Origin of the sequence: Brevibacterium litoralis (assembly GCF_040212315.1) — a bacterium.
In the GTDB taxonomy this organism is placed as follows: domain Bacteria; phylum Actinomycetota; class Actinomycetes; order Actinomycetales; family Brevibacteriaceae; genus Brevibacterium; species Brevibacterium litoralis.
Window position 1 is genome coordinate 38,547 of record NZ_JBDIUY010000015.1, and the last position, 26,833, is coordinate 65,379.

General features: G+C 70.4%; 22 protein-coding genes. 14 read left to right on the plus strand and 8 right to left on the minus strand.

From position 1 onward, the window contains the following. Positions 1 to 111: 111 nt before the first annotated feature. The 11 genes from infB to AAD496_RS05450 all read left to right on the plus strand — a co-directional run bounded on the left by infB (position 112) and on the right by AAD496_RS05450 (position 13,672). Entirely contained in the window at positions 112 to 3,087 is a 2,976-nt protein-coding gene (gene infB, locus AAD496_RS05400; protein WP_349827632.1) for a translation initiation factor IF-2, read from the plus strand. Between the two features lie 155 nt (positions 3,088 to 3,242). Then, positions 3,243 to 3,689, plus strand: coding sequence for a 30S ribosome-binding factor RbfA (gene rbfA / locus AAD496_RS05405; RefSeq protein ID WP_349827633.1), 447 nt, complete (start codon positions 3,243 to 3,245; stop codon positions 3,687 to 3,689). Between the two features lie 241 nt (positions 3,690 to 3,930). Then, a complete protein-coding gene (locus AAD496_RS05410) occupies positions 3,931 to 4,992 on the plus strand; it encodes a VldE C-terminal domain-containing protein (RefSeq protein WP_349827634.1) in 1,062 nt (353 codons plus the stop codon). Positions 4,993 to 5,191: 199 nt separating this feature from the next. Beyond that, on the plus strand, positions 5,192 to 6,217 hold the full coding sequence (truB, locus tag AAD496_RS05415; RefSeq protein ID WP_349827635.1) for a tRNA pseudouridine(55) synthase TruB: 1,026 nt from the start codon (positions 5,192 to 5,194) through the stop codon (positions 6,215 to 6,217). 113 nt (positions 6,218 to 6,330) lie between these two features. Further along, positions 6,331 to 7,269 (plus strand): bifunctional riboflavin kinase/FAD synthetase, encoded by a 939-nt coding sequence (locus tag AAD496_RS05420; RefSeq protein ID WP_349827636.1) that lies wholly within the window; start codon positions 6,331 to 6,333, stop codon positions 7,267 to 7,269. Positions 7,270 to 7,392: 123 nt separating this feature from the next. Continuing rightward, positions 7,393 to 7,662, plus strand: a complete 270-nt coding sequence (gene rpsO, locus AAD496_RS05425; RefSeq protein ID WP_349827637.1) for a 30S ribosomal protein S15 — start codon at positions 7,393 to 7,395, stop codon at positions 7,660 to 7,662. Between the two features lie 248 nt (positions 7,663 to 7,910). Continuing rightward, positions 7,911 to 10,121 (plus strand): polyribonucleotide nucleotidyltransferase, encoded by a 2,211-nt coding sequence (locus AAD496_RS05430; protein WP_349827638.1) that lies wholly within the window; start codon positions 7,911 to 7,913, stop codon positions 10,119 to 10,121. Positions 10,122 to 10,206: 85 nt separating this feature from the next. Further along, positions 10,207 to 11,499 (plus strand): M16 family metallopeptidase, encoded by a 1,293-nt coding sequence (locus tag AAD496_RS05435; RefSeq protein WP_349827639.1) that lies wholly within the window; start codon positions 10,207 to 10,209, stop codon positions 11,497 to 11,499. A 135-nt stretch (positions 11,500 to 11,634) separates the two neighbouring features. Next, on the plus strand, positions 11,635 to 12,255 hold the full coding sequence (locus tag AAD496_RS05440; RefSeq protein ID WP_349827640.1) for a superoxide dismutase: 621 nt from the start codon (positions 11,635 to 11,637) through the stop codon (positions 12,253 to 12,255). Between the two features lie 227 nt (positions 12,256 to 12,482). After that, complete coding sequence (dapB, locus tag AAD496_RS05445; RefSeq protein WP_349827641.1) at positions 12,483 to 13,229, plus strand: 4-hydroxy-tetrahydrodipicolinate reductase; 747 nt, start codon at positions 12,483 to 12,485, stop codon at positions 13,227 to 13,229. After that, a complete protein-coding gene (locus AAD496_RS05450; RefSeq protein WP_349827642.1) occupies positions 13,226 to 13,672 on the plus strand; it encodes a tetratricopeptide repeat protein in 447 nt (148 codons plus the stop codon). Before dapB ends, AAD496_RS05450 begins: the two co-directional genes overlap by 4 nt. Positions 13,673 to 13,756: 84 nt before the next feature. Here the strand turns inward: AAD496_RS05450 and AAD496_RS05455 are convergent, their stop codons facing one another. The 3 genes from AAD496_RS05455 to AAD496_RS05465 form a co-directional block, all read right to left on the minus strand. Beyond that, complete coding sequence (locus AAD496_RS05455) at positions 13,757 to 15,076, minus strand: type 2 periplasmic-binding domain-containing protein (RefSeq protein WP_349827643.1); 1,320 nt, start codon at positions 15,074 to 15,076, stop codon at positions 13,757 to 13,759. A gap of 79 nt (positions 15,077 to 15,155) precedes the next feature. After that, entirely contained in the window at positions 15,156 to 16,778 is a 1,623-nt protein-coding gene (locus AAD496_RS05460) for an AMP-binding protein (protein WP_349827644.1), read from the minus strand. Next, positions 16,775 to 18,355, minus strand: coding sequence for an AMP-binding protein (locus AAD496_RS05465; protein ID WP_349827645.1), 1,581 nt, complete (start codon positions 18,353 to 18,355; stop codon positions 16,775 to 16,777). The genes AAD496_RS05460 and AAD496_RS05465 overlap by 4 nt, the downstream gene beginning before the upstream one ends. 145 nt (positions 18,356 to 18,500) lie before the next feature. On the opposite strand from AAD496_RS05465, the gene AAD496_RS05470 reads away from it, so the two are divergent. Then, positions 18,501 to 19,193 (plus strand): SRPBCC domain-containing protein, encoded by a 693-nt coding sequence (locus AAD496_RS05470; protein ID WP_349827646.1) that lies wholly within the window; start codon positions 18,501 to 18,503, stop codon positions 19,191 to 19,193. A 71-nt stretch (positions 19,194 to 19,264) separates the two neighbouring features. Here the strand turns inward: AAD496_RS05470 and AAD496_RS05475 are convergent, their stop codons facing one another. Together AAD496_RS05475 and AAD496_RS05480 are read right to left on the minus strand one after the other, a co-directional pair. Continuing rightward, complete coding sequence (locus tag AAD496_RS05475) at positions 19,265 to 19,939, minus strand: ATP-binding protein (protein WP_349827647.1); 675 nt, start codon at positions 19,937 to 19,939, stop codon at positions 19,265 to 19,267. Then, positions 19,936 to 21,222 carry a heparan-alpha-glucosaminide N-acetyltransferase domain-containing protein gene (locus tag AAD496_RS05480; RefSeq protein WP_349827648.1) on the minus strand — a complete coding sequence of 429 codons (1,287 nt, stop codon included), beginning with the start codon at positions 21,220 to 21,222 and terminating at the stop codon, positions 19,936 to 19,938. Before AAD496_RS05480 ends, AAD496_RS05475 begins: the two co-directional genes overlap by 4 nt. A gap of 40 nt (positions 21,223 to 21,262) precedes the next feature. On the opposite strand from AAD496_RS05480, the gene dapA reads away from it, so the two are divergent. Beyond that, on the plus strand, positions 21,263 to 22,234 hold the full coding sequence (gene dapA, locus AAD496_RS05485; protein WP_349827649.1) for a 4-hydroxy-tetrahydrodipicolinate synthase: 972 nt from the start codon (positions 21,263 to 21,265) through the stop codon (positions 22,232 to 22,234). Further along, the gene (locus AAD496_RS05490) at positions 22,231 to 23,919 is read left to right on the plus strand and encodes a ribonuclease J (protein ID WP_349827650.1); all 1,689 of its coding nucleotides are present in this window, start codon (positions 22,231 to 22,233) and stop codon (positions 23,917 to 23,919) included. The genes dapA and AAD496_RS05490 overlap by 4 nt, the downstream gene beginning before the upstream one ends. Before the next feature lie 144 nt (positions 23,920 to 24,063). On the opposite strand, the gene AAD496_RS05495 is transcribed toward AAD496_RS05490, so the two are convergent. The 3 genes from AAD496_RS05495 to AAD496_RS05505 all read right to left on the minus strand — a co-directional run bounded on the left by AAD496_RS05495 (position 24,064) and on the right by AAD496_RS05505 (position 26,818). Continuing rightward, complete coding sequence (locus tag AAD496_RS05495; protein ID WP_349827651.1) at positions 24,064 to 24,855, minus strand: DsbA family protein; 792 nt, start codon at positions 24,853 to 24,855, stop codon at positions 24,064 to 24,066. 104 nt (positions 24,856 to 24,959) lie between these two features. Next, positions 24,960 to 25,877 (minus strand): hypothetical protein, encoded by a 918-nt coding sequence (locus tag AAD496_RS05500; RefSeq protein ID WP_349827652.1) that lies wholly within the window; start codon positions 25,875 to 25,877, stop codon positions 24,960 to 24,962. After that, complete coding sequence (locus AAD496_RS05505; protein WP_349827653.1) at positions 25,874 to 26,818, minus strand: hypothetical protein; 945 nt, start codon at positions 26,816 to 26,818, stop codon at positions 25,874 to 25,876. The genes AAD496_RS05500 and AAD496_RS05505 overlap by 4 nt, the downstream gene beginning before the upstream one ends. Between the last annotated feature and the right edge of the window lie 15 nt (positions 26,819 to 26,833).

The window sequence follows — 26,833 nt, forward strand, 5'->3', positions numbered from 1 at the left end:
AGTGAGCGTCCTGAGATGACGCCCACCAGCATCGGTCGTGAGCAGTGAGATGAACGCTGTTCACCCATAGTGGGTCCCTTCCTGTCCGGAGGGGGCCCGGACAGGAGAGAAGTGGCAAAGCCCCGTGTCCATGAGCTCGCCAAGGAGCTCGGCACAACAAGCAAGGACGTCCTGGCGAAACTGCAGAGCATGGGCGAATTCGTCCGCTCGGCGTCGTCGACCGTCGAAGCACCCGTGGTGCGGAAGCTGAAGGAGTCCTACGGATCGACCGGATCCGGCGACTCCGCGGCCAAGTCCGCCCCCAAGCCCGGTGCGAAGCCGGGCCCCAAGCCCGGTGCACCGGGTCCGAAGCCCGGCCCCAAGGCCCCGGCCTCCCGGACCCCGAAGGCCGCTCCCGAGGCGCCCGCCCCGGCCGCCGAGAAGCGTCCGGCACCCGGTGCCAAGCCCTCCGGTGCCAAGCCCGGTGGCGCGCCGAAGCCCGGCGCCGCAAAGCCGGCCGCGGCTCCGACCCCGGGCCCGGCCGCCACGCCGGCACCCGCCGCACCCAAGCCCGGTGCCCCGGCCCCGAAGCCCGGTGCCGCGCCCAAGCCGGGTGCTCCCGGCAAGGGTCGTGGTGGCAGCGGTCGTCCCGGCAACAACCCCTTCGCGACCTCGCAGGGGATGCCCAAGCCCTCCGGTAAGTCCGGCAAGGGTCGTGGTGGCAGCGGTCGTCCCGGCAACAACCCCTTCGCGACCTCGCAGGGGATGCCCAAGCCCTCCGGTAAGTCCGGCAAGGGTCGTGGTGGCAGCGGTCGTCCCGGCAACAACCCCTTCGCGACCTCGCAGGGCATGCCGAAGCCGGGTCAGAAGCCCGGTGGCGGCCCCAAGCCCGGTGGTCCGAAGCCCGGTGGCGAGGCCGGCCCGCGTCCCGGTGGGCCCAAGCCCGGCGCACCGCGCCCGGGTGGCGCACCCAAGCCCGGTGCGGGTTCGGGCGGTCCGCGTCCCGGCGCACCGCGTCCCAACCCGGCGATGCTCAAGAACTCGGCGCTCAACAAGCCGGCACCCGGCCGCTCCGGCGGTCGTCCCGGTGGCGGTGGACGTCCCGGTGGCGGACCCGGTGGCCCTGCCGGTGCTGCCGGTCGTCCCGCCGGTGGCGGTCGCGGTTCCGGCCGCGGGCGCGGCGGTACGCAGGGTGCCTTCGGACGCGGCGGTCCCAAGAAGAAGGGACGCAAGTCGAAGAGGGCCAAGCGCCAGGAGCTCGAGCAGATGCAGGCGCCGTCGGTCGGCGGCGTCAAGGTCCCCCGTGGTGACGGGTCGACCCCGCTGCGTCTGCGCCGCGGTGCCTCCCTGGCCGACTTCGCCGAGAAGATCAACACGGATCCGACGAACCTCGTGACGGTGCTGTTCCACCTCGGTGAGATGGCCACGATCACGCAGTCCCTCGACGAGGACACCTTCGCGGTGCTCGGCGAGGAGCTCGGCTACAAGATCGAGATCGTCTCGCCGGAGGACGAGGACCGCGAGATCCTCGAGTCCTTCGACATCGACCTCGAGGCCGACGAGGACGCCGAGGACCTGGAGCCCCGCTCCCCGGTCGTCACCGTCATGGGTCACGTCGACCACGGCAAGACCAAGCTGCTCGACGCCATCCGATCGGAGAACGTCGTGGCCAAGGAGGCCGGCGGCATCACCCAGCACATCGGTGCCTACCAGGTGTCGGTGGCGCACGAGGGCGAGGAACGGAACATCACCTTCCTCGACACCCCGGGTCACGAGGCGTTCACCGCCATGCGTGCCCGCGGTGCCGACGCGACCGACGTGGCGATCCTCGTGGTCGCCGCCGACGACGGTGTCATGCCCCAGACGATCGAGGCCCTCAACCACGCGCAGGCCGCCGGTGTGCCCGTGGTCGTGGCGGTCAACAAGGTCGACAAGGAGGGTGCGAACCCCCAGAAGGTGATGCAGCAGCTCACCGAGTACAACCTCGTGGCCGAGGCGTACGGCGGCGAGACCATGTTCGTCGAGATCTCCGCGCTCAAGCGCATGGGTATCGAGGACCTGCTCGAGGCCGTCCTGCTCACCACGGACGCGGCCCTCGACCTCAAGGCCAACCCGAACAAGGCGGCCGTCGGTATCGCCATCGAGGCGAAGCTCGACAAGGGTCGCGGTGCCACCGCGACGGTCCTCGTCGAGTCCGGCACGCTGCGCAAGGGTGATGCGATCGTGTGCGGTTCCGCGCACGGCCGTGTCCGGGCGATGTTCGACGAGTACGGCAACACGCTGGACGAGGCGGGCCCGTCCCGTCCGGTCCTCGTGCTCGGCCTCTCGAGCGTGCCGCGGGCCGGTGACTCCTTCCTCGTGACCGACGACGAGCGCACCGCCCGTCAGATCGCGGAGAAGCGTGACGCCAACGAGCGTGCGGCCCTCCAGGCCCGGACCCGCAAGCGGATCAGCCTCGAGGACTTCACGAAGGCCCTCGAGGAGGGCAAGGTCGACATGCTCAACCTGGTCCTCAAGGGCGACGTGTCCGGTGCGGTCGAGGCCCTCGAGGACTCGCTGCTCAAGATCGACGTCGGCGACGAGGTCGACCTGCGCATCATCCACCGCGGCGTCGGTGCGATCACGCAGAACGACATCAACCTGGCGACGGTCGACAACGCGATCGTCATCGGCTTCAACGTCCGTCCGGAGGCCAACGCCCGCGACCTCGCCGACCGCGAGGGTGTGGACGTCCGGTACTACTCGGTCATCTACGACGCGATCGACGACATCGAGAACGCTCTCAAGGGCATGCTCAAGCCGGAGTTCGAGGAGGTCCACACGGGCTCTGCGGAGATCCGCGAGGTCTTCCGCTCCTCCAAGTTCGGCAACATCGCCGGTTCGATCGTCCGCGACGGCCTCATCAAGAGGAACTCCAAGGCGCGGATCACCCGCGAGGGCGTCGTCATCGGCGACAACCTCACGGTGGAATCGCTCAAGCGGTTCAAGGACGATGCGACCGAGGTCCGCGAGGGCTTCGAGTGCGGTATCGGCCTGGGCTCGTACAACGACATCCGCGAGGGCGACATGATCGAGACCTTCGAGATGCAGGAGAAGCCGCGCGACTGATGCGCGGACTCCACCGGCACGGGCCCGGGTCACGACGAGGCACGTCCTCGCTCGCGACCCGGGCCCGTGCCCGTTCCACCGACGAGAATCACATAAGCTGACCACACACCTCCCGCCCACCGGCGGGGCGTGCGTGGAGGAGACAGGAGAGGCACATGGCTGATCCCACACGCGCCCGCAAGATCGCGGACCGCATCCAGGTCATCGTCGCCCGCACCTTGGAGCGGCGCGTCAAGGACCCCCGACTGGGGTTCATCACCGTCACCGAGGTCCGGGTGACCGGCGACCTGCAGAACGCGACGGTGTTCTACACCGTCTTCGGCGACGAGGAGCAGCACGCGGCGACCGCCGCGGCCCTGCAGTCCTCGGCCGGGCTCATCCGCTCGGAGGTCGGCAAGGGTCTGCAGATCCGCCTGACACCCACGCTCGAGTTCGTCGCCGACTCCGTGCCGCAGGCGGCCGCGGAGCTCGACGCCAAGCTCGCCGAGGCGGCCCGTCGCGACGCCGAGGTGGCAGCCCTGGCCGAGGGCGCGGCCCCGGCCGGCGAGGCCGACCCGTACCGCAAGCCCCGAGACCACCAGGACGACACCTCCGGGTCCTGATATCGACCCCGCATGAGGAAGATCACCCCGGGTGACCCCCGGTGGGACGGCACGCCCGTCTCACCGGGGGTTTTCCGTGTGACGGCGCACCGACGCGGTGGCGGCGGCCATATGACGACACCGTGATCTTTCCGTGACCGTTTTGTCATATTGGGCTGGACCCGTATGCTCGTAGCGGTAACAGAACGATCACGGCGGGTGGATGCCGGTATCGGACGTCGACGACAAGGAACGAACGACTGTGGGAAAGCATTCGGATCACCGGGCTTCGTGGAAGGCCGGTGCCGCAGGTGTGCTGCGTGGCCTCGCGGGCTCCGCGGACCGCGCCGACCGGTCAGGCCGCACCGAGGCACACCGGGACACCACGTCCGCCTCTGCGCGCAGTGCCGTCGTCGACGGACTGACCCGGCGCGAGCGGATCGAGCAGGAGGAGCTGCGGGCCCGCGCCCGTGACGAGCTCGCCGCCCGCCGCGCCAGGCGCGCCGCGAAGGCCGCCGCGGTCGGCTACTCCGCCGCCGGCGACAGCGAGCAGGTGACCACCGCGACCGGTGTGCTCCGGACCGTCCGCCGTCGCCCCATGGTCGCCGCCATCGCCCTCCCGGCGGCCGCGACCGCCGCGATCGTCGCCGGTGCCGTCGGGCTGTCCCCGTCGACCGGGACCGTGACGGCCCAACCGGTGCCCGAGGGTCCGCAGGCCACGGCGACCGCCTCGGCCGTCGAGGAGACCGCCGCTCCCGAGATCGCCACGCTCGTCGCCGACTCCGCTCCCGTTACCGAGGACGAGAAGGACAGCGAGAAGGGCTCGGTCGAGACCTCCGTCGAGATCGACGAGGAGGCCCTCGCCGCTGCGGAGGAGGCCGCCGAGGCCGAGGAACGCGAGCAGATGACCGAGGACCGTGAGGCCATCGGCGCGACCTCCGACCGGTCCGCGGCCCGCGAGTCCGGCGGTGTCTCGAACGCCCCCTGCTCCGTCTCGTCCTCCATCGAGTCGAGCATCTCGACGAACGCACAGAAGGTCTACCGCGCGGTCTGCGCCGAGTTCCCCGAGGTCTCCTCCTACGGCGGCGTGCGCAACGACCCGGGGTCCGACCACCACACGGGTCACGCGGTCGACATCATGATCACCGGCTCCACCGGTGACGCGATCGCCGAGTTCGTGCTCGACAACGCCTCCGAGCTCGGCATCAAGTACGTGATCTGGGAGCAGGCCATCGCCTACCCGGGCGGCGGATGGTCCGGCATGTCCGACCGCGGTGGCGCCACGGCAAACCACTACGACCACGTCCACGTCTCGGTGCACTGACCGGCGGCACGGGAGCACCGCCACAGCTGCGTTGTCGTCGCTCGAAGTACCAAACCCACGTACGTCTTCGCTCCTCCGCCTTGCTGTGACGGCACTCCCGCACCGCCGGTGTCCTCGACTGCGGTACCGTTCTCCGGTGCCGCAGTCGGTGCGTTCAGGCACCGATCCACCCCGTGACGAGGACGGACGTATCGCCCGCATGACTCCCAGGACCGACACCACGACCGCGCGCCCCGACCCCCAGGGCCTTCTCCTCGTCGACAAGCCCGCGGGCATGAGCTCGCACGGCGTCGTCTCCCGGGTCCGCAAGTGGTGCGGGACGAAGAAGGTCGGCCACGCGGGCACCCTCGACCCGATGGCCACCGGCGTCCTCGTCCTCGGGATCGGACGTGGGACCAAGCTGCTGACCCACCTCGTCGGCCTCGACAAGACCTACACGGCGACCATCCGGTTGGGGTCCTCGACGCCGACGGACGACGCCGACTCCGCGCCGGACACCTTCGCGGACCCCGCGGCACTCGCCGCCGTCACGCGTGCCGACGTCGACCGGCAGGTCGCGGCACTCACCGGTGACATCGCGCAGGTGCCCAGCGCGGTCTCCGCGATCAAGGTCGACGGCAAGCGCTCCTACGCCCGGGTCCGGGCCGGCGAGGACGTCGAGCTGAAGGCGCGCCCCGTCACCGTCCGCGAGTTCCGCGTCGACGGCCTCCGCACCGACCTCGCGGCCGGTCACATCGACCTCGACGTCGAGGTGTCCTGCACGTCGGGCACGTACATCAGGGCACTCGCCCGTGACCTCGGCCGGGCGCTCGACGTCCACGGGCACCTCACCGCTCTGCGCCGCACCCGCGTCGGTCCCTACGCGGTCGCGGACACCCTCGCCCTTCCGCCCTGGCCGGAGAAGAACACCGACGGTGTCCCGGCCCGCGGCACCTCGGGAGCGGAAGCCCCCGCCGAGGCGCCCGCCCCGGACCTGCTGCCTCTTGCCGCCGCGGCCCGCGCCGTCATGCCCGCGGTGGCACTCGACGAGGGCGAGGCGCTGGCGATCGGGCAGGGGAAGACGGTGCGTCCGGCAGCCGAAGTGCCGGCCGGATACCGCGGGCCGAAGTCCGACCGGGACCTGTGGGCGGGCGTGCACACCCGTGCGGACGGCACCGAGGAGCTCGTCGCGGTGCTCGAACGCCGCGGTGGCGGATGCAAGTCCGCGACATGGATCGGCGCCTGATCCCCGGTGGGGGATCGATCGGCCCACGCCCAGCCCGGCATCGGTGAGGTGTACTCTTGACGATCGTGCGAGCAGCGGACGACAGGCCCCGGGACGGGGCGGGAAGGACGAGCGTGGACGTTTTCCGGGACGTCGGGGCCATCCCCGCTGACCTCGGCCCGACCGCGGTGACACTCGGCAACTTCGACGGCGTGCACCTGGGGCACCGGGCCGTGCTCGGCACGCTCGCCCGCGCCGCGCGCGCCCGGGGACTGCGCTCCCTGGCCATCACCTTCGACCCGCACCCCCTGCAGGTCCACCGTCCGGGTGACGCCCCGGCGACGATCTCCGGGCCGGTGGTGAAGACCTCGCGGATGGCGGCGACCGGGATCGACGCGGTGCTCGTCCAGCACTACACGCTCGACTTCGCGGCCCAGACGCCGCGGGAGTTCGTCGTCGACTTCCTCATCGGTCGGTTGGGCGCCCGCTACGTGGCGGTCGGGGCGGACGTCCGGTTCGGAACCGACAACTCCGGTGACCTGCACACGCTCCAGGAGCTCGCCGCCGAGCACGATCTCGAGGTCGACGTCATCGACGAGGTGGGGGAGGGGCACCGCTGGTCCTCCACCGAGATCCGGGGTCTCGTCGCCGCGGGTGAGGTGGCCCGGGCCGCGCAGCTGCTGGGTGAACCGCACACGCTCGTCGGTGAGGTCGTCCACGGTGACGCCCGCGGCCGCGAGATGGGTTTCCCCACCGCCAACCTGTCGCCGGCCGGCGAGGGCATGGTCCCCGCCGACGGGGTGTACGCCGGGTGGGTGTCCTTCACCGGGACCGCCGGGCGGTTCCCGGCGGCCGTGTCCGTGGGGACGAACCCCACCTTCGACGGGCACGAGCGCCGTGTCGAGGCGCACGCGATCGGTGTCGACTTCGCCGGGTTCGACGTCTACGGGTCGACGATGACGCTGCAGTTCGTCGCGCGGATCCGGGGGCAGGTGACCTTCACCGGGATGGAGGCCCTCGTCGAACGCATGCATCAGGACGTGACCGAGGTCATGGAGGTCCTCGAGGCCTGAGCCCACGGGGGTGCTCGACACCCGTGTTAGGCTGGACTCTGCCGTTTTTGCGATCGGCCGCGGTCCCACAGTGCTCCGACACGAGGTCGGGGCGCCGCGCAACGGAACCTCAAGGAGATGCACATGGCCCTCGATCCCAAGGTCAAGCAGGAAATCATCAAGGAATACGCCACGCACGAGGGCGACACCGGGTCTCCGGAGGTCCAGGTCGCCGTGCTGACCAAGCGTATCGCCGACCTCACCGAGCACTTCAAGGAGCACAAGCACGACCACCACTCGCGTCGTGGCCTGCTCCTCCTCGTCGGCCAGCGTCGCCGCATGCTCGGCTACCTCCAGAAGGTCGACATCGAGCGCTACCGCGCGCTCATCAAGCGCCTCGGCCTGCGCCGCTGAGCCCACTCGCCCGGGCCTCCGCCCGCGGCAGCGCACATCCGGACCCCGCACCGTACGGTGCGGGGTCCGTCGCGTTCTCCGCGCGGGTTTTCGCCCCGGTGGGGCCACGGGCGTAGAATCGGCACCGTCCCGTACCCCGGTCGCTCGGTGATCGGTAGTGGCCTCCACAGGCGAGCTGCGCATGTGTGGGCTTCGATCGATGACCAGGACCCGGGTACACGCACAACCACATCGAACGGAGTACCTTCTTGGGTCTCAACCCTCAGTCGGCCGTCGCGCACATCGACAACGGCCGCTTCGGATCCCACACCGTCCGCTTCGAGACGGGCCGTCTGGCCCAACAGGCCGCCGGTTCCGCCGTCGCCTACCTCGACGACGACACCATGCTCATGTCCGCCACCGCGGTGGGCAAGCACCCGAAGGAGCACTTCGACTTCTTCCCACTCACGGTGGACGTCGAGGAGCGCATGTACGCCGCGGGTCGTATCCCCGGCTCCTTCTTCCGACGTGAGGGTCGGCCGTCCACGGACGCCATCCTCACCTGCCGTCTCATCGACCGCCCGCTGCGCCCCACCTTCGTCAAGGGGCTGCGCAACGAGGTGCAGATCGTCGTGACGGTCATGTCCATCCACCCGGACCACCTGTACGACACGCTGGCCATCAACGCCGCCTCGCTGTCCACGCAGCTGTCCGGTCTGCCCTTCTCCGGCCCCATCGGTGGTGTGCGTGTCGCACTCATCGACGGCCAGTGGGTCGCCTTCCCCAACGCCTCGCAGCTGGAGGACGCCGTGTTCGACATGGCCGTCGCCGGTCGTGTGGTCGAGGACGACGTCGCGATCATGATGGTCGAGGCCGAGGCCGCGGAGAAGTCCTGGGAGCTCATCGAGGGCGGTGCGACCAAGCCCACGGAGGAGGTCGTCGCCGAGGGCCTCGAGGCCGCCAAGCCCTTCATCAAGGAACTCGTCCGCGCGCAGGAGGAGCTCGCCGCACAGGCCGCCAAGCCGGTGCAGGAGTTCCCGATCTTCAAGGACTTCGAGGACGACGTCTACGCCGACGTCGAGAAACTGGCCCTGGACAAGCAGACCGCCAACTTCGCGATCGCCGACAAGCAGGAGCGTGAGGCCGCCGGTGACGCCCTCCTCGAAGAGCTCTTCGGCGAGCTCGGCGAGAAGTACGCCGGCCGCGAGAAGGAGATCGCCGCCGCCCTCAACGCGCTCACCAAGCAGGTGGTCCGCAAGCGGATTCTCACCGAGCAGGTGCGCATCGACGGCCGTGGCCTGAAAGACATCCGTCCGCTCTCCGCGGAGACCGGTGTGCTGCCCCGCGTGCACGGTTCGGCCCTCTTCGAGCGCGGCGAGACCCAGATCCTCGGTGTCTCGACGCTCAACATGCTCAAGATGGAGCAGCAGATCGACTCGCTGTCGCCGACCACGCGCAAGCGGTACATGCACCACTACAACTTCCCGCCGTACTCCACCGGTGAGACCGGCCGCGTGGGCTCGCCCAAGCGCCGCGAGATCGGCCACGGTGCACTCGCCGAGCGCGCCCTGATGCCGGTGCTGCCCAGCCGCGAGGAGTTCCCCTACGCAATCCGTCAGGTCTCCGAGGCCCTCGGGTCCAACGGTTCGACCTCGATGGGCTCGGTCTGCGCCTCGACGCTCGCCATGCTCCACGCCGGTGTGCCGCTGCGCGCCCCGGTCGCCGGGATCGCCATGGGCCTCGTGTCCGACGTCGTGGAGACCCCCGAGGGCCCGCAGACCGGTTACGCCGCGCTCACCGACATCCTCGGTGCGGAGGACGCCTTCGGCGACATGGACTTCAAGGTCGCCGGTACCTCCGAGTTCGTCACGGCCATCCAGCTCGACACCAAGCTCGACGGCATCCCGGCCTCCGTGCTCGCCGCCGCGCTCAAGCAGGCCCGTGAGGCCCGCCTGGCGATCCTCGACCTCATCAACGAGACCATCGAGGGCCCGGGCGAGATGGCCCCGACGGCTCCGCGCATCCTGTCGGTCAACATCCCGGTCGACAAGATCGGTGAGGTCATCGGCCCCAAGGGCAAGATGATCAACCAGATCCAGGACGACACGGGTGCGGACATCTCGATCGAGGACGACGGCACGGTGCTCATCGGCGCCACCGACGGCCCCGCCGCCGAGGCCGCCCGCGCCGCGATCAACGCGATCGCCAACCCGCAGGTGCCCGAGGTCGGAGAGCGGTACCTCGGTACCGTCGTCAAGTGCATGCCGTTCGGTGCCTTCGTCTCGCTCACCCCGGGCAAGGACGGCCTCATCCGCATTGCCTCGCTGCGCAAGCTCAACGGTGGCAAGCGGGTCGAGGACACCGAGGACGTCGTCTCGGTCGGCCAGAAGATCCAGGTCGAGATCGTCGAGGTCGACAACCGCGGCAAGATCAACCTGGAGCCCGTCGTCGACGAGGAGGAGACGGCCGAGGAGGCCTGATCCACTCTCCAGCCCCACCCCGAGAGCCCGCCGGAGTCCCCTCCGGCGGGCTCTCGTCCGATCGAGAAGGATGCGAACACACCACGTGATCACCGAGACCCTGCCGGGGGAGCACGGCGCCGTGAAGCGCACCGTCCTGCCCAACGGCGTCCGCGTCGTCAGCGAGACGATGCCCTGGCTCCAGTCCGAGACCGTAGGGATCTGGGTCGACTCCGGCTCCCGCGACGAGACCCCGCTCACGGCCGGTTCCACCCACTTCCTCGAACACATGCTGTTCAAGGGCACCCGGTCCCACGATGCCCGGCAGATCGCCGAGGCCTTCGACCGCACCGGTGGGGAGTCGAACGCGGCGACCTCGAAGGAGTACACCTGCTACTACTCCCGCACCCCGGTGAGCGACCTGCCGCAGGTCGTCGACCTGCTGTGGGAGATGGTCCTCGACTCGCAGCTCGATCCCGCGGAGTTCGAACGTGAGCGCGGCGTCATCATCGAGGAGATCGCGATGGACGCCGACGACCCCACGGACGTCCTCTTCGAGACCTTCGACTCCGTCGTCTACGCCGACCACCCGCTGGGCCGGCCCATCGGCGCGACGAAGGACCAGATCGCGCGATTGGAGCACTCCGTGCTCCTCGACCACTACGCGCACGCCTACGTGGGCCCGCGCCTGACCTTCGCCGCTGCCGGCGGTGCCGCGCACGAGGCGCTCGTCGAGCAGGTGCTCGCCGCGACCTCGGCCCTGCCCCCGGTGGAGACGGACGCACGTACGACCGGTGCGGATCTCGGCCGGACCGCCCCGGTGTTCCACGGCGGGGTGCACCACGTGCACCGTGCGACCGAACAGCAGGGGATCGTCATCGGCATGCCCGGGCTGCCCGACGGGGACGAGGACCGGTACACCTTCTCCGTCCTCTACTCGCTGCTCGGCGGAGGCATGTCGTCCCGGCTGTTCCAGACGGTGCGGGAGGAGCACGGTCTGGCGTACAACGTCCACGCGATCGGCAGTCGCTACCAGGACGTCGGACAGTTCGGGGTCTACGCCGGGTGTTCGCCGGACAAGGCCCAGGCCGTCATCGACCTGTGTGTGGCCGAACTGGAGCGCCTGGCGACCGAACGGCCCGGGGAGAACGAGGTCGCCGACGTGATCTCCCAGGCCGCCGGTTCCACCCTGTTGGGTCTGGAGAGCAGCGCGGCACGGATGAACCGCCTGGCGCGCTGGGAGATGTCCGGACGTGAGTACGAGACCCCGGAACAGGCACTGGCCCGGGTGCGCGAGGTGACCGCACAGGACGTCTCCGACCTCGCCGCCCGCCTGTGCTCGGGCACCCGGGCCCTCGTGACGCTCGGTCCCGCGGAGGGCCTGCACCTGCCGGGCTGAGTTGAACGCCGCCCGAGCCCCGGCACTGTGTGAACTCTCAGGTGAGACGGTCGGGGCGAACGGTGGCGGACGTGATCCGGCGGGTATAGGGTCGTTGTCGGACCCTTACGGAAACCCCTCAGGAGGAGGACATCCATGGTCGAGAAGTACACACTCCCTGACCTTCCCTACGACTACTCCGCGCTCGAGCCGCACATCTCCGCGCGTATCATGGAGCTCCACCACGACAAGCACCACGCCACGTACGTGGGCGGCGCCAACACGGCGCTGGAGAAGATGGCCGAGGCCCGCGAGGCCGGCGACTTCTCCACCATCGGCAAGCTGTCGAAGGACCTGTCCTTCAACCTCGGTGGTCACATCAACCACTCCGTCTTCTGGACGAACATGTCCCCGGACGGTGGCGACAAGCCGACCGGTGAGCTCGCGGCCGCGATCGACGACCAGTTCGGTGGCTTCGACGGCTTCCGTGGTCAGTTCACGGGTGTCGCGACCTCGATCCAGGGCTCCGGCTGGGCCATCCTCGGCTGGGACACCCTGGGTCAGCGCCTCACCATCGAGCAGCTGTTCGACCAGCAGGGCAACGTGCAGACCGCCTACGTCCCGCTGCTCCAGCTCGACATGTGGGAGCACGCCTTCTACCTCGACTACCAGAACGTGAAGCCGGACTACGTCAAGGCCTGGTGGAACGTCGTCAACTGGGAGAACGTCCAGGAGCGCTTCGACCGCGCCCGCACCCAGACCCCGGGCCTCATCTGATCGGATCCGATCGGACCCCCCGGTCTCCCGGACCCCCGTACACCCCGTGTGCGGGGGTCCGGTGCATTCAGATGCCGGAAAGCCGGAGAGTCGGGAACTCAGATGCTGGAAGATGCGCGATTTCGCGGCCCGGAAGCGCAGGTCTCACAGCATCTGATCGCCGGGGCCGGTGGCGACTAGACTTGACGCGGCAGTTGAACCGAACACGGGAACGAGGGACGTCCTCCATGGGAATCACAGTGGCGGTGATCGGCGCGGCCGGTCGGATGGGATCGCACGCGGTGGCCGCGATCGAGGCGGCCGCAGGGCTCGACCTCGTCGCGCAACTGGGACGCGGCGACGACCTGCAGCAGGTGATCGACTCCGGTGCCCAGGTGGCCGTGGAACTCACCGTCCCGGACTCCACGGAGGACAACGTCCGGTTCCTCGTGCAGCACGGTGTGCGCACGGTCGTCGGGACGACCGGCTGGGACGCCGAGCGCCTGGCCCGCCTCCAGGAACTCGTCGAGAACACCGAGGACGCGGCCGTCCTCATCGCCCCGAACTTCTCGATCGGTGCCGTGCTCGCCATGTACTTCGCGGAGGCCGCCGCCAAGTACTTCGACTCCGCCGAGGTCGTCGAGACCCACCACACGCGCAAGCTCGACGCCCCCTCGGGTACCGCGGTGCACACCGCGCAGAAGATCGCCGCCGCGCGGGCCGCCGCCGGTCTGCCGGCCGTCCCGGACAACACACAGTCCGATCCAGGTGGCGCCCGCGGTGCCGTCGTCGACGGGATCCACGTCCACGCGGTGCGGCAGCAGGGCATGAACGCCCACGAGGAGATCCTGTTCGGCTCCGACGGCGAGGCGCTGTCGATCCGGACCGACTCCTGGTCGACGGACGCCTTCATGCCCGGCATCGTCACCGCCGTGAAGGAGATCGTCGGCCGGACCGGCCTCGACGTCGGCCTCGAGAACTACCTCGACCTGTGACCCGCACGAAGATCGGCGCGCTCGTCATCTCCGCGCTGCTGGTGTTGTACTTCGTCTTCACCGTGCAGCGCGGGTGGATCATGATCACCGACCCGAGCCCCGTGGCGAAGGCGATGGGAGTGTCCTTGTTCGTGCTCCCGCTCATCGGGGCCTGGGCGCTGTTCCAGGAGCTCGTGTTCGGTTCCCGGATGGAACGCCTGGGCCGGATCCTCGGCGAGGAGGGCGGACTGCCCCCGGACGACCTGCCCCGGACACCCGGGGGTCGAATCGTCCGGGAGGCCGCGGACGCCGCCTTCGCGCAGTACCAGGAGGAGACGGAGGCCGCGCCGGAGGACTGGCGCAGCTGGTTCCGCCTCTCCTGTGCCTACGACGCGGCCGGTGACCGCAAGCGCGCCCGGCGCACCATGCGCCACGCGATCAAGCTGGAGCGCACCGGCCACTGAGCCGCCTGACGTCGAGAGAGCACATATCGGTGGATTCCGGACTCGGATCCACCGATGTGCGCCCTTTCGGTTCGAGAAGCCGCGTCACTCCGGCCGGCGGGGGAGGTGGATCTCCTCGAACACGGCGGCGGTGAAGTCGTCGATCTCGATCTTCTCGTCCGCGTTCACCTCGGCGAGCTCCCGGTAGTCGTCGATCTCCGGGTACCCGAGGTCGACCGCGATCCCGTAGTACTTCTCGTAGGCCGTCTCGAAGCGGGCGACGAGATCCTCCCCGTCCACGAGTTCGGAGTCGACGACCTTCTGCCGGAGTTCCTCGACGGCCCCGTCGAGTGCGGCCTCGGCATCGGCGTCCAGACGGAGCACGTCACCCCCGGTCTCGTCGATGATGTCCATCGCCTGTCCGTTGAAGGCGATCGCCCCTTCGATCGTGTTCGCCATGGAGAAGGGACGCAGGTCGAACAACAGTTGCTGCGCGGCCAGGGGCAGGTCCTGGACCTTCTGGCTGAGCACCTGGGCGGTGGGATTGCGCACCCAGGAGCTCTCCGACGGGAAGATCGCATAGGGCGCCACCGTGAGGAACCCGTTGTCCGCACCGATCCGCAGCCCGCCGAAGGTGCAGTCGATGGTGTTCCGCTGGAGCGCCTCGTAGGCCTCGACGAACTGCATGGAGACCGGGGTCCCGCCCAGGGACTCGGCGATCGTGAGATCGGCACTCGACCCCACCCGCAGCTGTCGGGCACCGAAGTCCGCGAGCGAGGCGCCGTCCTCCGTGCACATGAGGGCGTTCGCGAACTCGAAGTTCACCGGGGTCTGCACGTAGGCGCCCTTGTCCTCGTACTCCGCGAGGATCTCCGGGGTGTCCCAGGCGACCTCCTGCATCGCGGCGTTGAACACCATCTCCTCGAGGTACGGACCCGTCGGCTTGGTGGGGGAGAGGTTGATGAGCTCGTTGACGACCGGGTACTTGGACGGGTCGTAGATGGGGATCTCGACGCCGATGTCGATCCGCCCGTCCGCCGCTGCCTCCGTCACCTGGTCGAAGGGGGAGATGGCCTGACCCCAGACCATCTCGAGCTCGATCTTGCCGCCGGACCACTCCTTGATCCGCTCGGCGTACGCGAGCTCGGATTCCCCGGTGAACCCGTTGGGGCCCTGCCCACCGGCCTGGTAGGTGAGCGTCACGGGCTCCATGTCGGCGAGTGCGGCCGTGTACTCCTCGGCTCCGGCGCCCCATTCGACGCCCTCGCCCTCGGCCGCTCCGGAACCGGAGTCCCCGGCCCCGCCGGCCCCGCCGGCACAGGCGGCCAGACCGAGGGCGAGCGCCAGGGCACCCGTCGTGAGCGCGCCACGGCGCAGCCCGGTGGTGCCCCGGTGGGGATAGGGATGGTGGTGCATGGTGTCCATCGTCACTCCTTCGTGGTGATGGTGCGGCGGTGGTGCCGCGGTGGTGGCGGCCTGCCACGTGGGCGGGCCGAGGTCCCGGTCAGGGCGCCTCGACCGCGGTGAGGGCGTCGTCCTTGACGTCCTCGCGCAGCGCGACCTTGTGGATCTTGCCCATGGACGTCCGGGGGATCTCCGTGAGGACCCGGATCTCCTTCGGGTGCTTGTAACTCGCGAGCCGATCGCCCAGGAACTCCCGGACCCCGGCGAGGTCCGGCGGGGCGGCGGCGTCGACGGGGACCACACAGGCGACGGGCACCTCGCCCCAGCGCGGGTCGGGGCGGCCGACGACCGTGACCTCCCCGACCTGCGGGTGCCAGGCGAGTGCGTTCTCGATCTCGGCACAGTAGATGTTCTCGCCGCCGGAGATGATCATGTCCTTGAGACGGTCGACGACGTACACGTACCCGTCCTCGTCCTGTCGCACGAGGTCGCCGGAGTGGAACCAGCCGCCGTCGAAGGCCCGGGCCGTCGCCTCCTCGTCGTCCCAGTAGCGGCTCATCACGCAGTTGCCGCGGTAGACGATCTCGCCCACCTGTCCGCGTTCGACGTCGACCATGTCGGGGCCGACGACGCGGATCCACGTGTCCTCGACGGGCAGCCCCACCGAGCTGGGCCGTTCGAGGGAGTCCTCGTAGGACAGGGTCACGGCGGTCCCGGCCGTCTCCGTCTGCCCGAACACCGCGCGGATCTGCGCGTCGGGCATGAGCTCCTTCATCTGCTGGAGCAGGGTCGGGCTCGCCGGCGCCCCACCCCAGTTGGGGTGCTGGATCGTGAGGCCCGCACGCCCGGCCTCGCCCTGGGCTGCGATCGCGTCGCACACGAGTTGCCACTGCTGCGGGACGAGGAAGGCGGCCGTCACCTGCTCGGACTTCATGAGCTGCAGTGTGGCCGCCGGGTCGAAGCCGGCGCTCGGGACGACGAGCGCGGTCGCCCCGCCCATGACCGTCGTGAGGAAGGACATGAAGGCGCCCACGTGGAACATCGGGGAGGCGAGCATCGCGGTCGAGGGTCCCTCGCCGAGTGTCCACCGCGCGGCGTTCCGGTTGCCCGAGGAGTAGACCGTCCCGTAGGAGAGCACGGCGCCCTTCGGGTGCCCCGTCGTGCCCGAGGTGTGGAGGATGCAGAAGTCGTCCGCGCTCGTCGGGACGAACACCTCCTCCGGGGCCAGGGGCGCTCCCGCCGCCAGGTCCCCGGTGTCGACGGGGGACTCGTCGACGTCGTGGAGGGTGGAGGCGCCCTGCCCGAGGGCTTTCCGCGTGACCTCCCGGGTGGGTTCCTCGCAGAAGACGAGGACGGGGCGGGTGCGGTCGACGATGTAGGCGACCTCGCCGGAGGTGAGCCGGAAGTTCACGGGAACGGTGATCGCCCCGAGGGCGCTCGCGGCGAGCGTGAGGACGATGTAGTCGGCGCGGTTGGTGAGGACGAGGGCGATCCGGTCACCGGCACCGACCCCGCGAGCGCGCATCCAGGCGGCGCAGTCGAGGACCTGGTGGGCGAGTGCCGACCAGGAGGTCGTCCCGCCGCGGTAGCGGATCGCCGCGTCCTCCGGGATCTGGTGGGCGTGGCGGAGCATCCGGGCGACGGGCGACGGGGAGGTCGCGAGCGCCATGAGTTGCAGGTCGGGGTTCGGTGAGGTGTCCGTGAGCGACGGTCGAGGACTCATGCGAGTGCCTCCCGGAGGCTCGGCTTGTGGATCTTGCCGACGCCGGTGCGTGGCAGTGCGGGGAGGACGAGGACGTCCTTGGGGTGTTTGTAGGAGGCCAGGCGGTCGCCCAGGAACTCCCGGAGGTCGGCGAGGTCCGGTGGGGAGTCGGGATCGACGGGGACGATGCAGGCGACGGGTACCTCGCCCCAGGTGGGGTCGGCCCGCCCGATGACCCCGACCTCCTCGACGGCCGGGTGCCAGGCGAGCGCGTTCTCGATCTCGGCGCAGTAGATGTTCTCGCCGCCGGAGATGATCATGTCCTTGAGCCGGTCGACGACGTAGAGGAAGCCGTCCTCGTCGCGGCGGACCAGGTCACCGGAGTGGAACCAGCCGCCGGCGAAGGCCTCGGCGGTCGCCGCCTCGTCCTCCCAGAAGCGGCTCATGACGCCGGGGCCGCGGTAGACGATCTCGCCCACCTGTCCGTCGGGGACGTCCTCCATGTCGGGCCCGACGATCCGGACCTCCATGTCGTCGGCGGGCTTGCCGACGGAGCCGGGCTTGCGCATGGTGTCCGCGAACTCGATGCCGACGCCGTAGCCGGAGGTCTCGGTCTGGCCGAAGGCGGCCTTCACCTCGGTGTCGGGCATGGCGGTCCGCATGTGTTCGAGGATCTTGGCCGTCGTCGGGGCACCGCCCCAGTTGGCGTGTTCGAGGACGAGCCCGGTGGCGCCGCTGCGGTCGATCTCGGTGCACAACAATTCCCACTGCTGGGGGACCATGAAGGCCGCGGTCACGGCGTGGTGCTTCATCGTCTCCAGGGTGGCGGCCGGGTCGAACCCGGAGCTCGGGACGACGAGCGCGGTGCCGCCGCCGGCCAGTGCGCCCTGCGAGGCGAGGAAGGTGCCGATGTGGAACAGCGGCGGGGCGAGCATGACGACGCCCTCGCCGCTGCGGATGCCCCACTTCCTCGCGACCGCACCGGAACAGGCGTGGATGTTGAAGTGCGAGAGCACCGCGCCCTTGGGGTTCCCCGTGGTGCCGGAGGTGTGCATGATCGCGCAGTCCTCCTCGGCCCGGGGCACGTGGATCCCGCCCATCGGCAGTGGCGGGTGGGTGTACCCGCCGGGGGAGAGGAGGTCGGTGCCGTCGGCGTCGAGGACGTCGAGGGGGTGTTCGTCGGAGTTCGCGCGGGTGCACGCGGCGAGCGCGGCGGTCGCGAGCTCGCGGGTGGGGGCCTCCACGAGCAGGACGGTGGGGCGGGTGTTGTCGAGGATGTAGGCGACCTCGCCGGGCGTGAGCCGGAAGTTCACCGGCACGACGAGGGCTCCGAGCGTCCAGGTCGCGAGCGTGGTGAGGAGGAACTCCGGGCGGTTGGTGCTCAAGATCGCGACCCGGTCGCCGGGGCCCGCGCCGCGGGCACGGAGGTCGGCGGCGAGGTGGAGGACGAGGTCGAGGGTCTCGGCCCAGGAGAAGGTGCGCCCGCCCAGGACGATCGCGGGCGAGGTGGGGATCTCGTGGGCGTGGCGCACGATCCGGGCCATCTGGCCGGGCGCGCGCGAGAGGTCGAGGAGGTGCAGGTCCGCGGGTGTCGTCATTGACTGCTCCGGGTGAGGGGTGAACGGGTGTTCGGTCAGTTTTAGGGGTTGGACCTCAACGTAGAGCACCCGACCGCTCCTGGCAACGGTCCGAGCCGCCAGGTTCCCTCTTCCCTCCGGGGCGGCGGCAACCTACCGTGTGGGCATGGAACGCTTCGTGGAGGAATCCGGAACACGCGCCGTCGTGCGCACGACCTGGCGCCTCGCAGCGCCGCGGGCCCGGGTCTGGGCGGCACTCACCGATCCGCAACAGCTGGCGGACTGGTTCGACACCGTGGACACGGTGCCGGCCGCCGTCGGTGACCGCTACCGGCTCGCCGACAGCGCGACGGAAGGCGGGATCCGCACCTGCGAACAGGGCCACCACCTGGGCTTCAGCTGGGAATACGGCGAGGACGTGAGCGAGGTCGAACTCCACCTGGAGGAGGACACCCCTCCCGAGGCGCCCTCCACCGCGGGTGCGGACGGGTCCTCGGCGGCCGGGACCGGTGGCGAGGGCGCCGGAGAGCAGGGCGCCTCGGGCGCGGAGGTACCGGGCTGTCGCCTGTCGCTCACCCACGTGATGGACGCGAACGAGCACTGGGTGCGGTACGGGCCGGGTGCCACGGGGCTCGGCTGGGACGGGGCGCTGCTCGCCCTGTCGATGTACCTGCGCGGCGAGGACGGCTGCGACCCGGCCTCGATGACGGCCTTCTTCGCGAGCCCCATGGGGCACCTGTGGATCGAGGAGGCCGCCTCCGGGTGGGAGGCCGCCCACGTGGCCGCCGGCGCCGAGGACTCCGCGGCCCGGGCCTGCGCCCACCGCACGATGACGGCCTACACGGGATCCGCCGCCTGAGCGGACTCAGCGGTGGGGTGCCGGGGTTGGGGCGGCGTCGGACGCAGCGGACCCCGTGGCGACGAGCGCAATCAGGCGCGGGAGCCCGCCTTCGCGTGCATGGTCAGCAGATCGCGGATCGCGCGGACCGGGAGCGGCCGGCAGCCGGAGGCGACGAGGTGGGCGACGATGCCCGGCTCGCGGCGGGCGAGCATGAGTCCGCGCTGCACGAGGAAGGCCGGTGACTTGCGGTTCTCCCGCAGGTCGCGGAGGAACCGAAAGGCCATCGTGATCCAGCGGGAGCGGTGGACGCACAGGGCGTCGGCGAGGATCCCGGCAGCGCGCGCGGGTGCGACCATCTCCCCGACGAACACGCCCTCGGCGACGAAGGCCGAGGCGCCCCCGAGCTCGACGGTGCGGGTGCCGGTGACCGAGGACGTCGCGATGTCGTAGACGGGCACGTCGACCCGGCCGGTGCGGGCGAGCGTGGTCGCGGCGGCGAGTGCGGCGTCGAGGTGCCAGGAGTCGGGGTGGTCCCAGTCGACCTCCCCGGAGGGCAGGTGGGGGAGTGTCGGGTCGTCGTGTTCCCGGTAGAAGTCGTCGAGGTGCAGCACCGGCAGACCGGCGGTCTCGGTGAGGCGGGACTTCCCGGACCCGCTGGCCCCGCCGAGGAGGATCATCCGCGCCGGTGGTGCGGATCCCTGTGGTGCGGATCCGTCCGGTGCGGGATCGTGCGGGAGGAGCTCGTCGTGGTGCCGGGAGGTCATCTCTCCATTCTGGCACCGAGCGCGCGGTGGACGCCCTTCGTCGCGAGTGTCACCGGCCACTCCAGGGGGCCGCGGGCGCCGACGAACAGCTTCCACCCGATCGCGAAGACCACGGCGAGCACGACGTGGAGGACGAACTCCCCGAAGTCCCCGGCCGGGGTCTGCGGCAGCGTCACCTTCGTGATCTCGACGGCGACCACGTGCCCGCAGTAGATGCTCAGGGGCATGGAGCCCGGGGCCGAGAGCGGGGCGAGTGCCCAGGTCCGGTCCTTGAGTGCGGCGTCCGCGGCGATGCACAGGCCGAGCACGGCGATCGCGAGGCCGGTGGTCGAGAGGAGGTCGAGCGGGGTGCCGGAGTGGGGACCGGCGATCGCCAGCCACCACCACGAGTCCGTGGGTGTCGTCCCGTAACTGCCGGTCACGAGCGCGGCCTCCAGGGAGCCCTGGGCGTAGGGCGGGTACCGGTTCGTGAGGACCTCGAGGACGGCCAGTCCCTTCCACGTGAGCAGCAGCGTCGAGGCGGCGTGGCAGAAGGCGGCCAGGGCGCCTCCGCCGCAGACGAGGAGCAGACCGGTGACCGGGGTCCAGGTCCGCCCTGCGGCCAGACGGGCCAGGAGCATGCCGACGAGCAGGTATCCGAACCACACGATCACCGGGTAGTAGCCGGTGAGGAGGATCGCCTCGGCGAAGGTCCCGGGCGTCGCGAGCATCGAGAACCCGGGGACGGTGTACTCGGGGGTGGCGTCCGTGGCGGCGCGGATAGCGTGGGAGAGGAAGGGGGTGCCCACCAGCCAGGCCGGTGCGAGCAGACCGAGCAGCCAGGTGGGACACCGGAGGAAGGCCGCGGCGAGGACGAACATCACCCCGTAGTTCACGAGGATCACCGCGATACTGGCGGTGAAGAGCTCCAGCGCCAGCCCCACGAGGGCGATGACGATCCCGCGGGCCACGAGGCCGGCGGCGGCCCGGGCCCAGCCGCGACCGTCGGGGGCGTCGAGGACCCGGCGGGTGGCGAGCACGACGGAGACCCCGGCGAGGATCGCGAACAGGGCGCTCGCCCGCCCGGCGAACACCGTCGCCCAGGTCGGCAGACCGTCGGGTCCGAGGAACGCGACGACGTGGGTGGCCATCATCCCGAACAGCGCGAGACCGCGGGCCGCGTCGATCCCGCTCGACCGGCCGGCCGGGGCGAAGGTCTCGCGCAGACGCCGGAGGTCGCCGGTGTGACCGGCACCACCGGGGGAGAGTGGCGCGGGGGAGGAGGGTGTGACGCGGGAGACCATGCGTCAAGTCTTCCATGCCATGGGCGGTAGAGTTGTGTGCATGGCGACGACGAACACCGACCCCGCTGCCGTGTCCCTCCCCACCGGAAGGACGCCCGGCGCGGGCAGCGACACCCGGAAGGCCGCCGTCGAGGCATTCGGGACCGTCGGGACCGCCATGATCACCCCCTTCACGACCGACGGTCGGGTCGACCTCGACACCGCCGCCTCGCTCGCCGACCACCTGGTCTCCCAGGGACACGACATGCTCGTGGTCTCCGGGACGACCGGCGAGTCGCCGACGACGAACGACGTCGAGAAGCAGGACCTCCTCACCGCCGTCCTCGGTGCCGTCGGTGACCGGGCGCGCGTCATCGCCGGGATCGGGACGAACGACACCGCGCACACCGAGCACCTGGCGCAGGACGCCGCCTCGGCCGGCGCCCACGGTCTCCTCCTCGTCACGCCCTACTACTCGAAGCCGCCGCAGGCCGCGATCCGTGCCCACATGGAACAGGCGGCCTCGGCCACCGACCTGCCGGTGATGCTCTACGACATCCCAGGTCGGTCCGGTGTGCCGATCGAGCCGGAGACGCTGCTCGCCCTCGGTGCGCACCCCAACATCCTCGCCGTCAAGGACGCGAAGGGCGATCTCGCCTCGTCGATGTCCGTGATGGCTCACGACACCCTCGCCTACTACTCCGGCGAGGACGCCCTCAATCTTCCGCTGCTGGCCGCCGGTGCCGTCGGCGTCGTGTCCGTCGCCGGACACGTGCTCGGCGCCGAATGGGCCCGGATGGTGACCGCGGTCGCCGCCGGTGACCTCGCCTGTGCCCGCAGCATCGCGTACGACGCCTCCGATGTCGTCGACGCCGTCATGAACCACATGCCGGGAGCGATCTCGGCGAAGGCCGCGCTGGAACTCCAGGGCGTGGTCCCCAACCGCGTGACGCGGATGCCCCTCCTTCCGGCCACGGAGGACCAGGTGGCGTTCCTACGCGAACGACTGACAAGGAGCGGTTACCTCAAGTGACCTCATTTCTCACGGATCCGGGCAAACCCACGAAGGTGGACCCGGACGCACTGCGCATCGTGCCCCTGGGCGGACTGGGTGAAGTCGGCCGCAACATGACCGTGTTCGAACACCGCGGCAAGCTCCTCATCGTCGACTGCGGTGTCCTGTTCCCCGAGGAGCAGCAGCCCGGCATCGACCTCATCCTCCCCGACTTCACCAGCTACCTCGACGGTCGCTGGGACGACATCGTCGGCATCGTGCTCACGCACGGCCACGAGGACCACATCGGTGGCGTGCCCTACCTCCTGCGTCGCCGCGGGGACATCCCGGTCCTCGGTTCCACGCTCACGCTCGCGCTCATCGAGGCGAAGCTCAAGGAGCACCGCATCAAGGGCTACACGCTCGGGGTCAAGGAGGGTGACACCGAACAGCTCGGTCCCTTCGACCTGGAGTTCGTGGCCGTCAACCACTCGATCCCCGACGCGCTCGCCGTCTTCATCCGCACCGGTGCCGGCAACGTCCTGCACACCGGTGACTTCAAGATGGACCAGCTGCCGCTCGACCACCGGATCACCGACCTGCGCCACTTCGCCCGGCTGGGCGAGGAGGGTGTGGACCTGTTCCTCACGGACTCGACGAACGCCGAGGTCCCCGGCTTCACCGCCATGGAAAAGGACATCGGGGGCGTTCTCGAGGGCCTGTTCGGGCGGGCGGACCGACGGATCATCGTCGCCTCGTTCTCCTCGCACGTCCACCGCGTCCAGCAGGTGCTCGACGCCGCCAGCGCCCACGGCCGCAAGGTCGCGCTCGTCGGTCGCTCGATGCTGCGGAACATGAAGATCGCCGAGGACCTGGGCTTCCTCCACGTCCCGGCCGGGGTCCTCATCGACCTCAAGGACGTCGAGAAGCTGCCCGACGACCAGGTCGTCCTCATGTGCACCGGGTCCCAGGGTGAGCCGATGGCGGCCCTGTCCCGGATGGCCAACGGGGAACACCGGATCCAGGTGGGCCAGGACGACACCGTCATCCTCGCCTCCTCGCTCATCCCCGGCAACGAGAACTCCGTCTTCCGGGTCATCAACGGCCTCATGAAGCTCGGGGCGAACGTCATCAGCAAGGCAGACGCGAAGATCCACGTCTCCGGTCACGCCTCGGCCGGTGAGCTGCTCTACTGCTACAACATCGTCAAGCCGCGTGGCGTCATGCCGGTCCACGGCGAGTGGCGCCACCTGCTGGCCAACGGCAAGCTGGCGGCCCAGACGGGGGTTCCCGAGGACCACATCGTCTACGCGGAGAACGGCTACGTCGTCGACCTCGTCGAGGGCCACCCGCGGATCGCCGGCGCCGTCGAGGTCGGCAGCGTCTACGTCGACGGCAAGTCCGTCGGTGAGGTCACCGAGGACGACCTGCGCGATCGCCTGGTGCTCGCCGGTGAGGGCTTCGTGTCCGTCTTCATGACGGTCGACACGAAGGCGAAGAAGATCCTCGCCGGCCCCGTGATCCAGACCCGGGGTGTCGCCGAGACGAACAAGGTCTTCGACCCCATCCGCCCCAAGATCACCGACGCCGTGCAGGAACTCCTGGACGACGGCGTGGACAGCGACCACAAGCTCCAGCAGGCCATCCGCCGCACGCTGGGCCGCTGGATCAGCTCGAAGCTGCGCCGCAAGCCGATGATCGTCCCCATGGTCGTCAAGGTCTGAACCGGAGGGTCAACCGCCCCGATATCGTTCACGGCCCCCGATATGTCACGACATATCGGGGGCCGTCGCGTATATCGGGGCGGTGGGGTGCCGGGGATGGGGCGGCGTCTGGCACTGTCGGGGCGGTGGGGTTCCGGGGCGGAATCAGAGCAGCGCGTGCGGCTCGGCGTCGAAGGCGGTCGCGTCGCCGATCGAGGTGACCTCCGCTCCACCCACCTTCACGGTCGGCACCTGCTCGATGCCGGAGTGGAAGGCCGCCTGCGCGGGCTCCGCGACATAGTCGGCGAAGACCTTCTGGGCGAGTGCCTGCTCCACCGTGAGGTCCGGGAAGGAGCTCAGGGCTGCCGTGGTGTCCACGCCGGCCTCCGTGGCGATCTCCAGCATCCGCGCGTCACTCATCCCGGTGCCGGACTCCGGCTGGGCGCCCATGAGTCCCTGGAGTGTCGGCCACCACGCCGCGCCCTGTCCGGAGTCGGCGATCGCCGCGAGCAGGACGGCGCCCCGGGTCGAATAGGCGTCCCCGGCCGAGTGGTCGTCGAGGAAGGCCATGGGGTACAGACCCAGGGCGGCGTCGCCGGAGTCGAGCAGGCCCTCGAAGGTCGACCCGTGCAGGTCGGCGAACATCGCACAGTAAGGGCAGTGGAGGTCGAACCACTCGCTCACGACCGGGGTGTCGCCGAGAGCCGCGGTGTCCGTCACGAGGCCCACCCCGTCCGTGCCGCGCACGAGAGTCACGGCGCCGTCCACGTACCCGGACGGGATCACCGCACCGGAGTCGGTCCGGGAGACCTCGCTCGCCGCCGCGGTGACGGCGTCCCCACCCGCTCCCGAGGCGCCCGCCGGGTCGGAGGCCCCGGCCCCGGCACAGCCGGTGAGGGCCAGCCCGAGCGCGAGCAGGCCGGAGGTGAGGAACATGAGTGGGCGCGAAGGTGTCATGCCCCCGACGGTAGGCCTGTCACCCCGGTACCGAACGCGCGTCCGACCCTGCGGGATACAGCGGTCCGGCGGGGAAGAACACGGAACAAAACGCGCGTGCCCGCTCAGGCCTCGGGGAGGGTGACCCCGGACTTGGCGACCTGGGCGCGGGAGACGTCCCACACGTCGTTCGTGCCGTCCTGGAAGCGTTCGGGGCTCAGCTCGTCCTCGAAGGAGTTCCGCATGGCCTGGACGGTGAAGAGCATGTCACCGGCCGCGACCAGGCACATCGAGTTCACCTGCGGGGTGTCGTCGGGCCGCTTCTGGAAGGCGGAGAAGCACACGGCCGCGGGGTCCTCGCGGGTCCCGTCACCCACGTGCTCCTGGAAGGCGGTGTACTGCTCGGTGGGGCGCTCGAACAGGCCGGCGCCGGTGAGTTCCTGCTTCTCGACGGAGTTGCAGGCGGCGACGATCGCGTGGAAGTCGTCCCAGATGGCCTTCGGGGACAGCTCGCCGCTCGTCTCCGGAGCACGCATGGCCACGAGGGAGTAGCCGGCAGCGGAGTCCCCGTCGAGGGCGATGTACCGGCGGTTGGCGCCGGCGTCGTAGACGTCCATGGACCGGGCGGCCTGGGCGGCCGTCGTGCACTCGACGAGGGTCGTGTCCGACTCCGGCGTCCACGTGCGGGCACCCTCCTCCTGCTCACCCGGGCCCGCCTCGGCCGCGCCGTAGGCGACCTCCTCGGGATCTCCGTAGCCCTCGAGCGGGAACTCCTCGGGAGTCAGCAGGATCTCGTCGAGCACCACCTGCGAGGCGGCAGCGACGTCCTCGCTGCCCTCCTCGGGGGCCAGCGCGTCGGCGGGGTTGTCCGTCTCCTCGGCGGCCGGGGCCTCCTCGGCGGCGGCCTCGTCCTCGGCCGGTGCGGTCTCCTCCGCGGGGGAGGCACAGCCGGTGAGCACGAGGGTGAGCGCGGCGGCCCCGGCGGACAGGGTGGTGGCCAGTGCCCGGCGGGTGCGGCGGGGTGCGGTCGTGAGCGTCGTCATGGGAGCTCGAATCCTGCTTTCTGGGCTTGCGTGGTGAAGACGTCGACGATGTCCGTGTCCAGTCCGTCCCGCAGCTCCTGCGGCGGGACGGACTCGTCGTCCATCGTCGTGAACTGGAGGACCGTGACGATGAGTGTGCCGGAGGTGCCGACACAGCCACCGTTGTGACCCGGGATCTGGGTGCTCGAAGAGGTCGAGTAGTCGAAGAGTTCGGTGGCCGCGTGGCAGACGAAGGCGGTGGCCTCTCCGGCCTCGACCGCGGCCCGGTCGGGGCGTTCGTCGTGCAGGACCGTGAACTCCTCGGTGGGGGTGGCACTCCCTCGGGCGGCGGAGTCGGGCAGGTCCTTCAGGGGGACGTCCCCGCAGGCCAGCAGTCGGTCGCGGAACCGGGTGTACTGGTCGTGGGCCGCCGAGCCCGGGTTGGTGAGGCCCTCGGTCTCCAGGAGGACCGTCGCCATCCCGGTCGTGTGGCCGCCGAGGGACTGGGCCACCCAGCTCACCCCGGCCGAGGCGCTCGATCCGCCGGGGAACCGCTTGTCGGTCACGTACTGTTCGCAGGCACCGAGGGAGTCGGTGGGGTCCGGATCGATCTCGACGGGTCCGTCGAGCGCAGGCATGGCCGCCCGGGTGCCCTCCTCGTATCCGGCGGGTATCTCCGGCGGCGTGACCATCACCGTATCGAGGAGTTCCTCGGACCGGGCCGGGATCTCCTCCGATCCCACGGACCCGGACTGCGGGCCGGACTCCGTGGCCACCCCGCCGGGTGTCGCACCTCCTTCGGGTGCACCCTCGTGTCCGGTCGCGGGACCGTCGGCCGGGGCGCCGGTGGGGGAGGAGGTGGGGACCGCACATCCGACGAGCCCCGCGCACAGGGCGAGGGCCGCGACGGCCGGGGGCAGCAGCCGGCGTCGGAGGTGGGACGTGTGGTCGAGGCGGTTCACGGGGTCAAGCGTACT

Coding starts and splice junctions, on each gene's coding strand:
- truB (WP_349827635.1), top strand. CDS start 5,192: ATGACTCCCAGGACCGACACCACGACCGCGCGCCCCGACCCCCAGGGC.
- AAD496_RS05470 (WP_349827646.1), top strand. CDS start 18,501: ATGGAACGCTTCGTGGAGGAATCCGGAACACGCGCCGTCGTGCGCACG.
- AAD496_RS05440 (WP_349827640.1), top strand. CDS start 11,635: ATGGTCGAGAAGTACACACTCCCTGACCTTCCCTACGACTACTCCGCG.
- dapB (WP_349827641.1), top strand. CDS start 12,483: ATGGGAATCACAGTGGCGGTGATCGGCGCGGCCGGTCGGATGGGATCG.
- dapA (WP_349827649.1), top strand. CDS start 21,263: ATGGCGACGACGAACACCGACCCCGCTGCCGTGTCCCTCCCCACCGGA.
- AAD496_RS05460 (WP_349827644.1), bottom strand. CDS start 16,778: ATGAGTCCTCGACCGTCGCTCACGGACACCTCACCGAACCCCGACCTG.
- AAD496_RS05500 (WP_349827652.1), bottom strand. CDS start 25,877: ATGACGACGCTCACGACCGCACCCCGCCGCACCCGCCGGGCACTGGCC.
- AAD496_RS05465 (WP_349827645.1), bottom strand. CDS start 18,355: ATGACGACACCCGCGGACCTGCACCTCCTCGACCTCTCGCGCGCGCCC.
- rpsO (WP_349827637.1), top strand. CDS start 7,393: ATGGCCCTCGATCCCAAGGTCAAGCAGGAAATCATCAAGGAATACGCC.
- AAD496_RS05455 (WP_349827643.1), bottom strand. CDS start 15,076: ATGGACACCATGCACCACCATCCCTATCCCCACCGGGGCACCACCGGG.
- AAD496_RS05475 (WP_349827647.1), bottom strand. CDS start 19,939: ATGACCTCCCGGCACCACGACGAGCTCCTCCCGCACGATCCCGCACCG.
- AAD496_RS05480 (WP_349827648.1), bottom strand. CDS start 21,222: ATGGTCTCCCGCGTCACACCCTCCTCCCCCGCGCCACTCTCCCCCGGT.
- AAD496_RS05495 (WP_349827651.1), bottom strand. CDS start 24,855: ATGACACCTTCGCGCCCACTCATGTTCCTCACCTCCGGCCTGCTCGCG.
- rbfA (WP_349827633.1), top strand. CDS start 3,243: ATGGCTGATCCCACACGCGCCCGCAAGATCGCGGACCGCATCCAGGTC.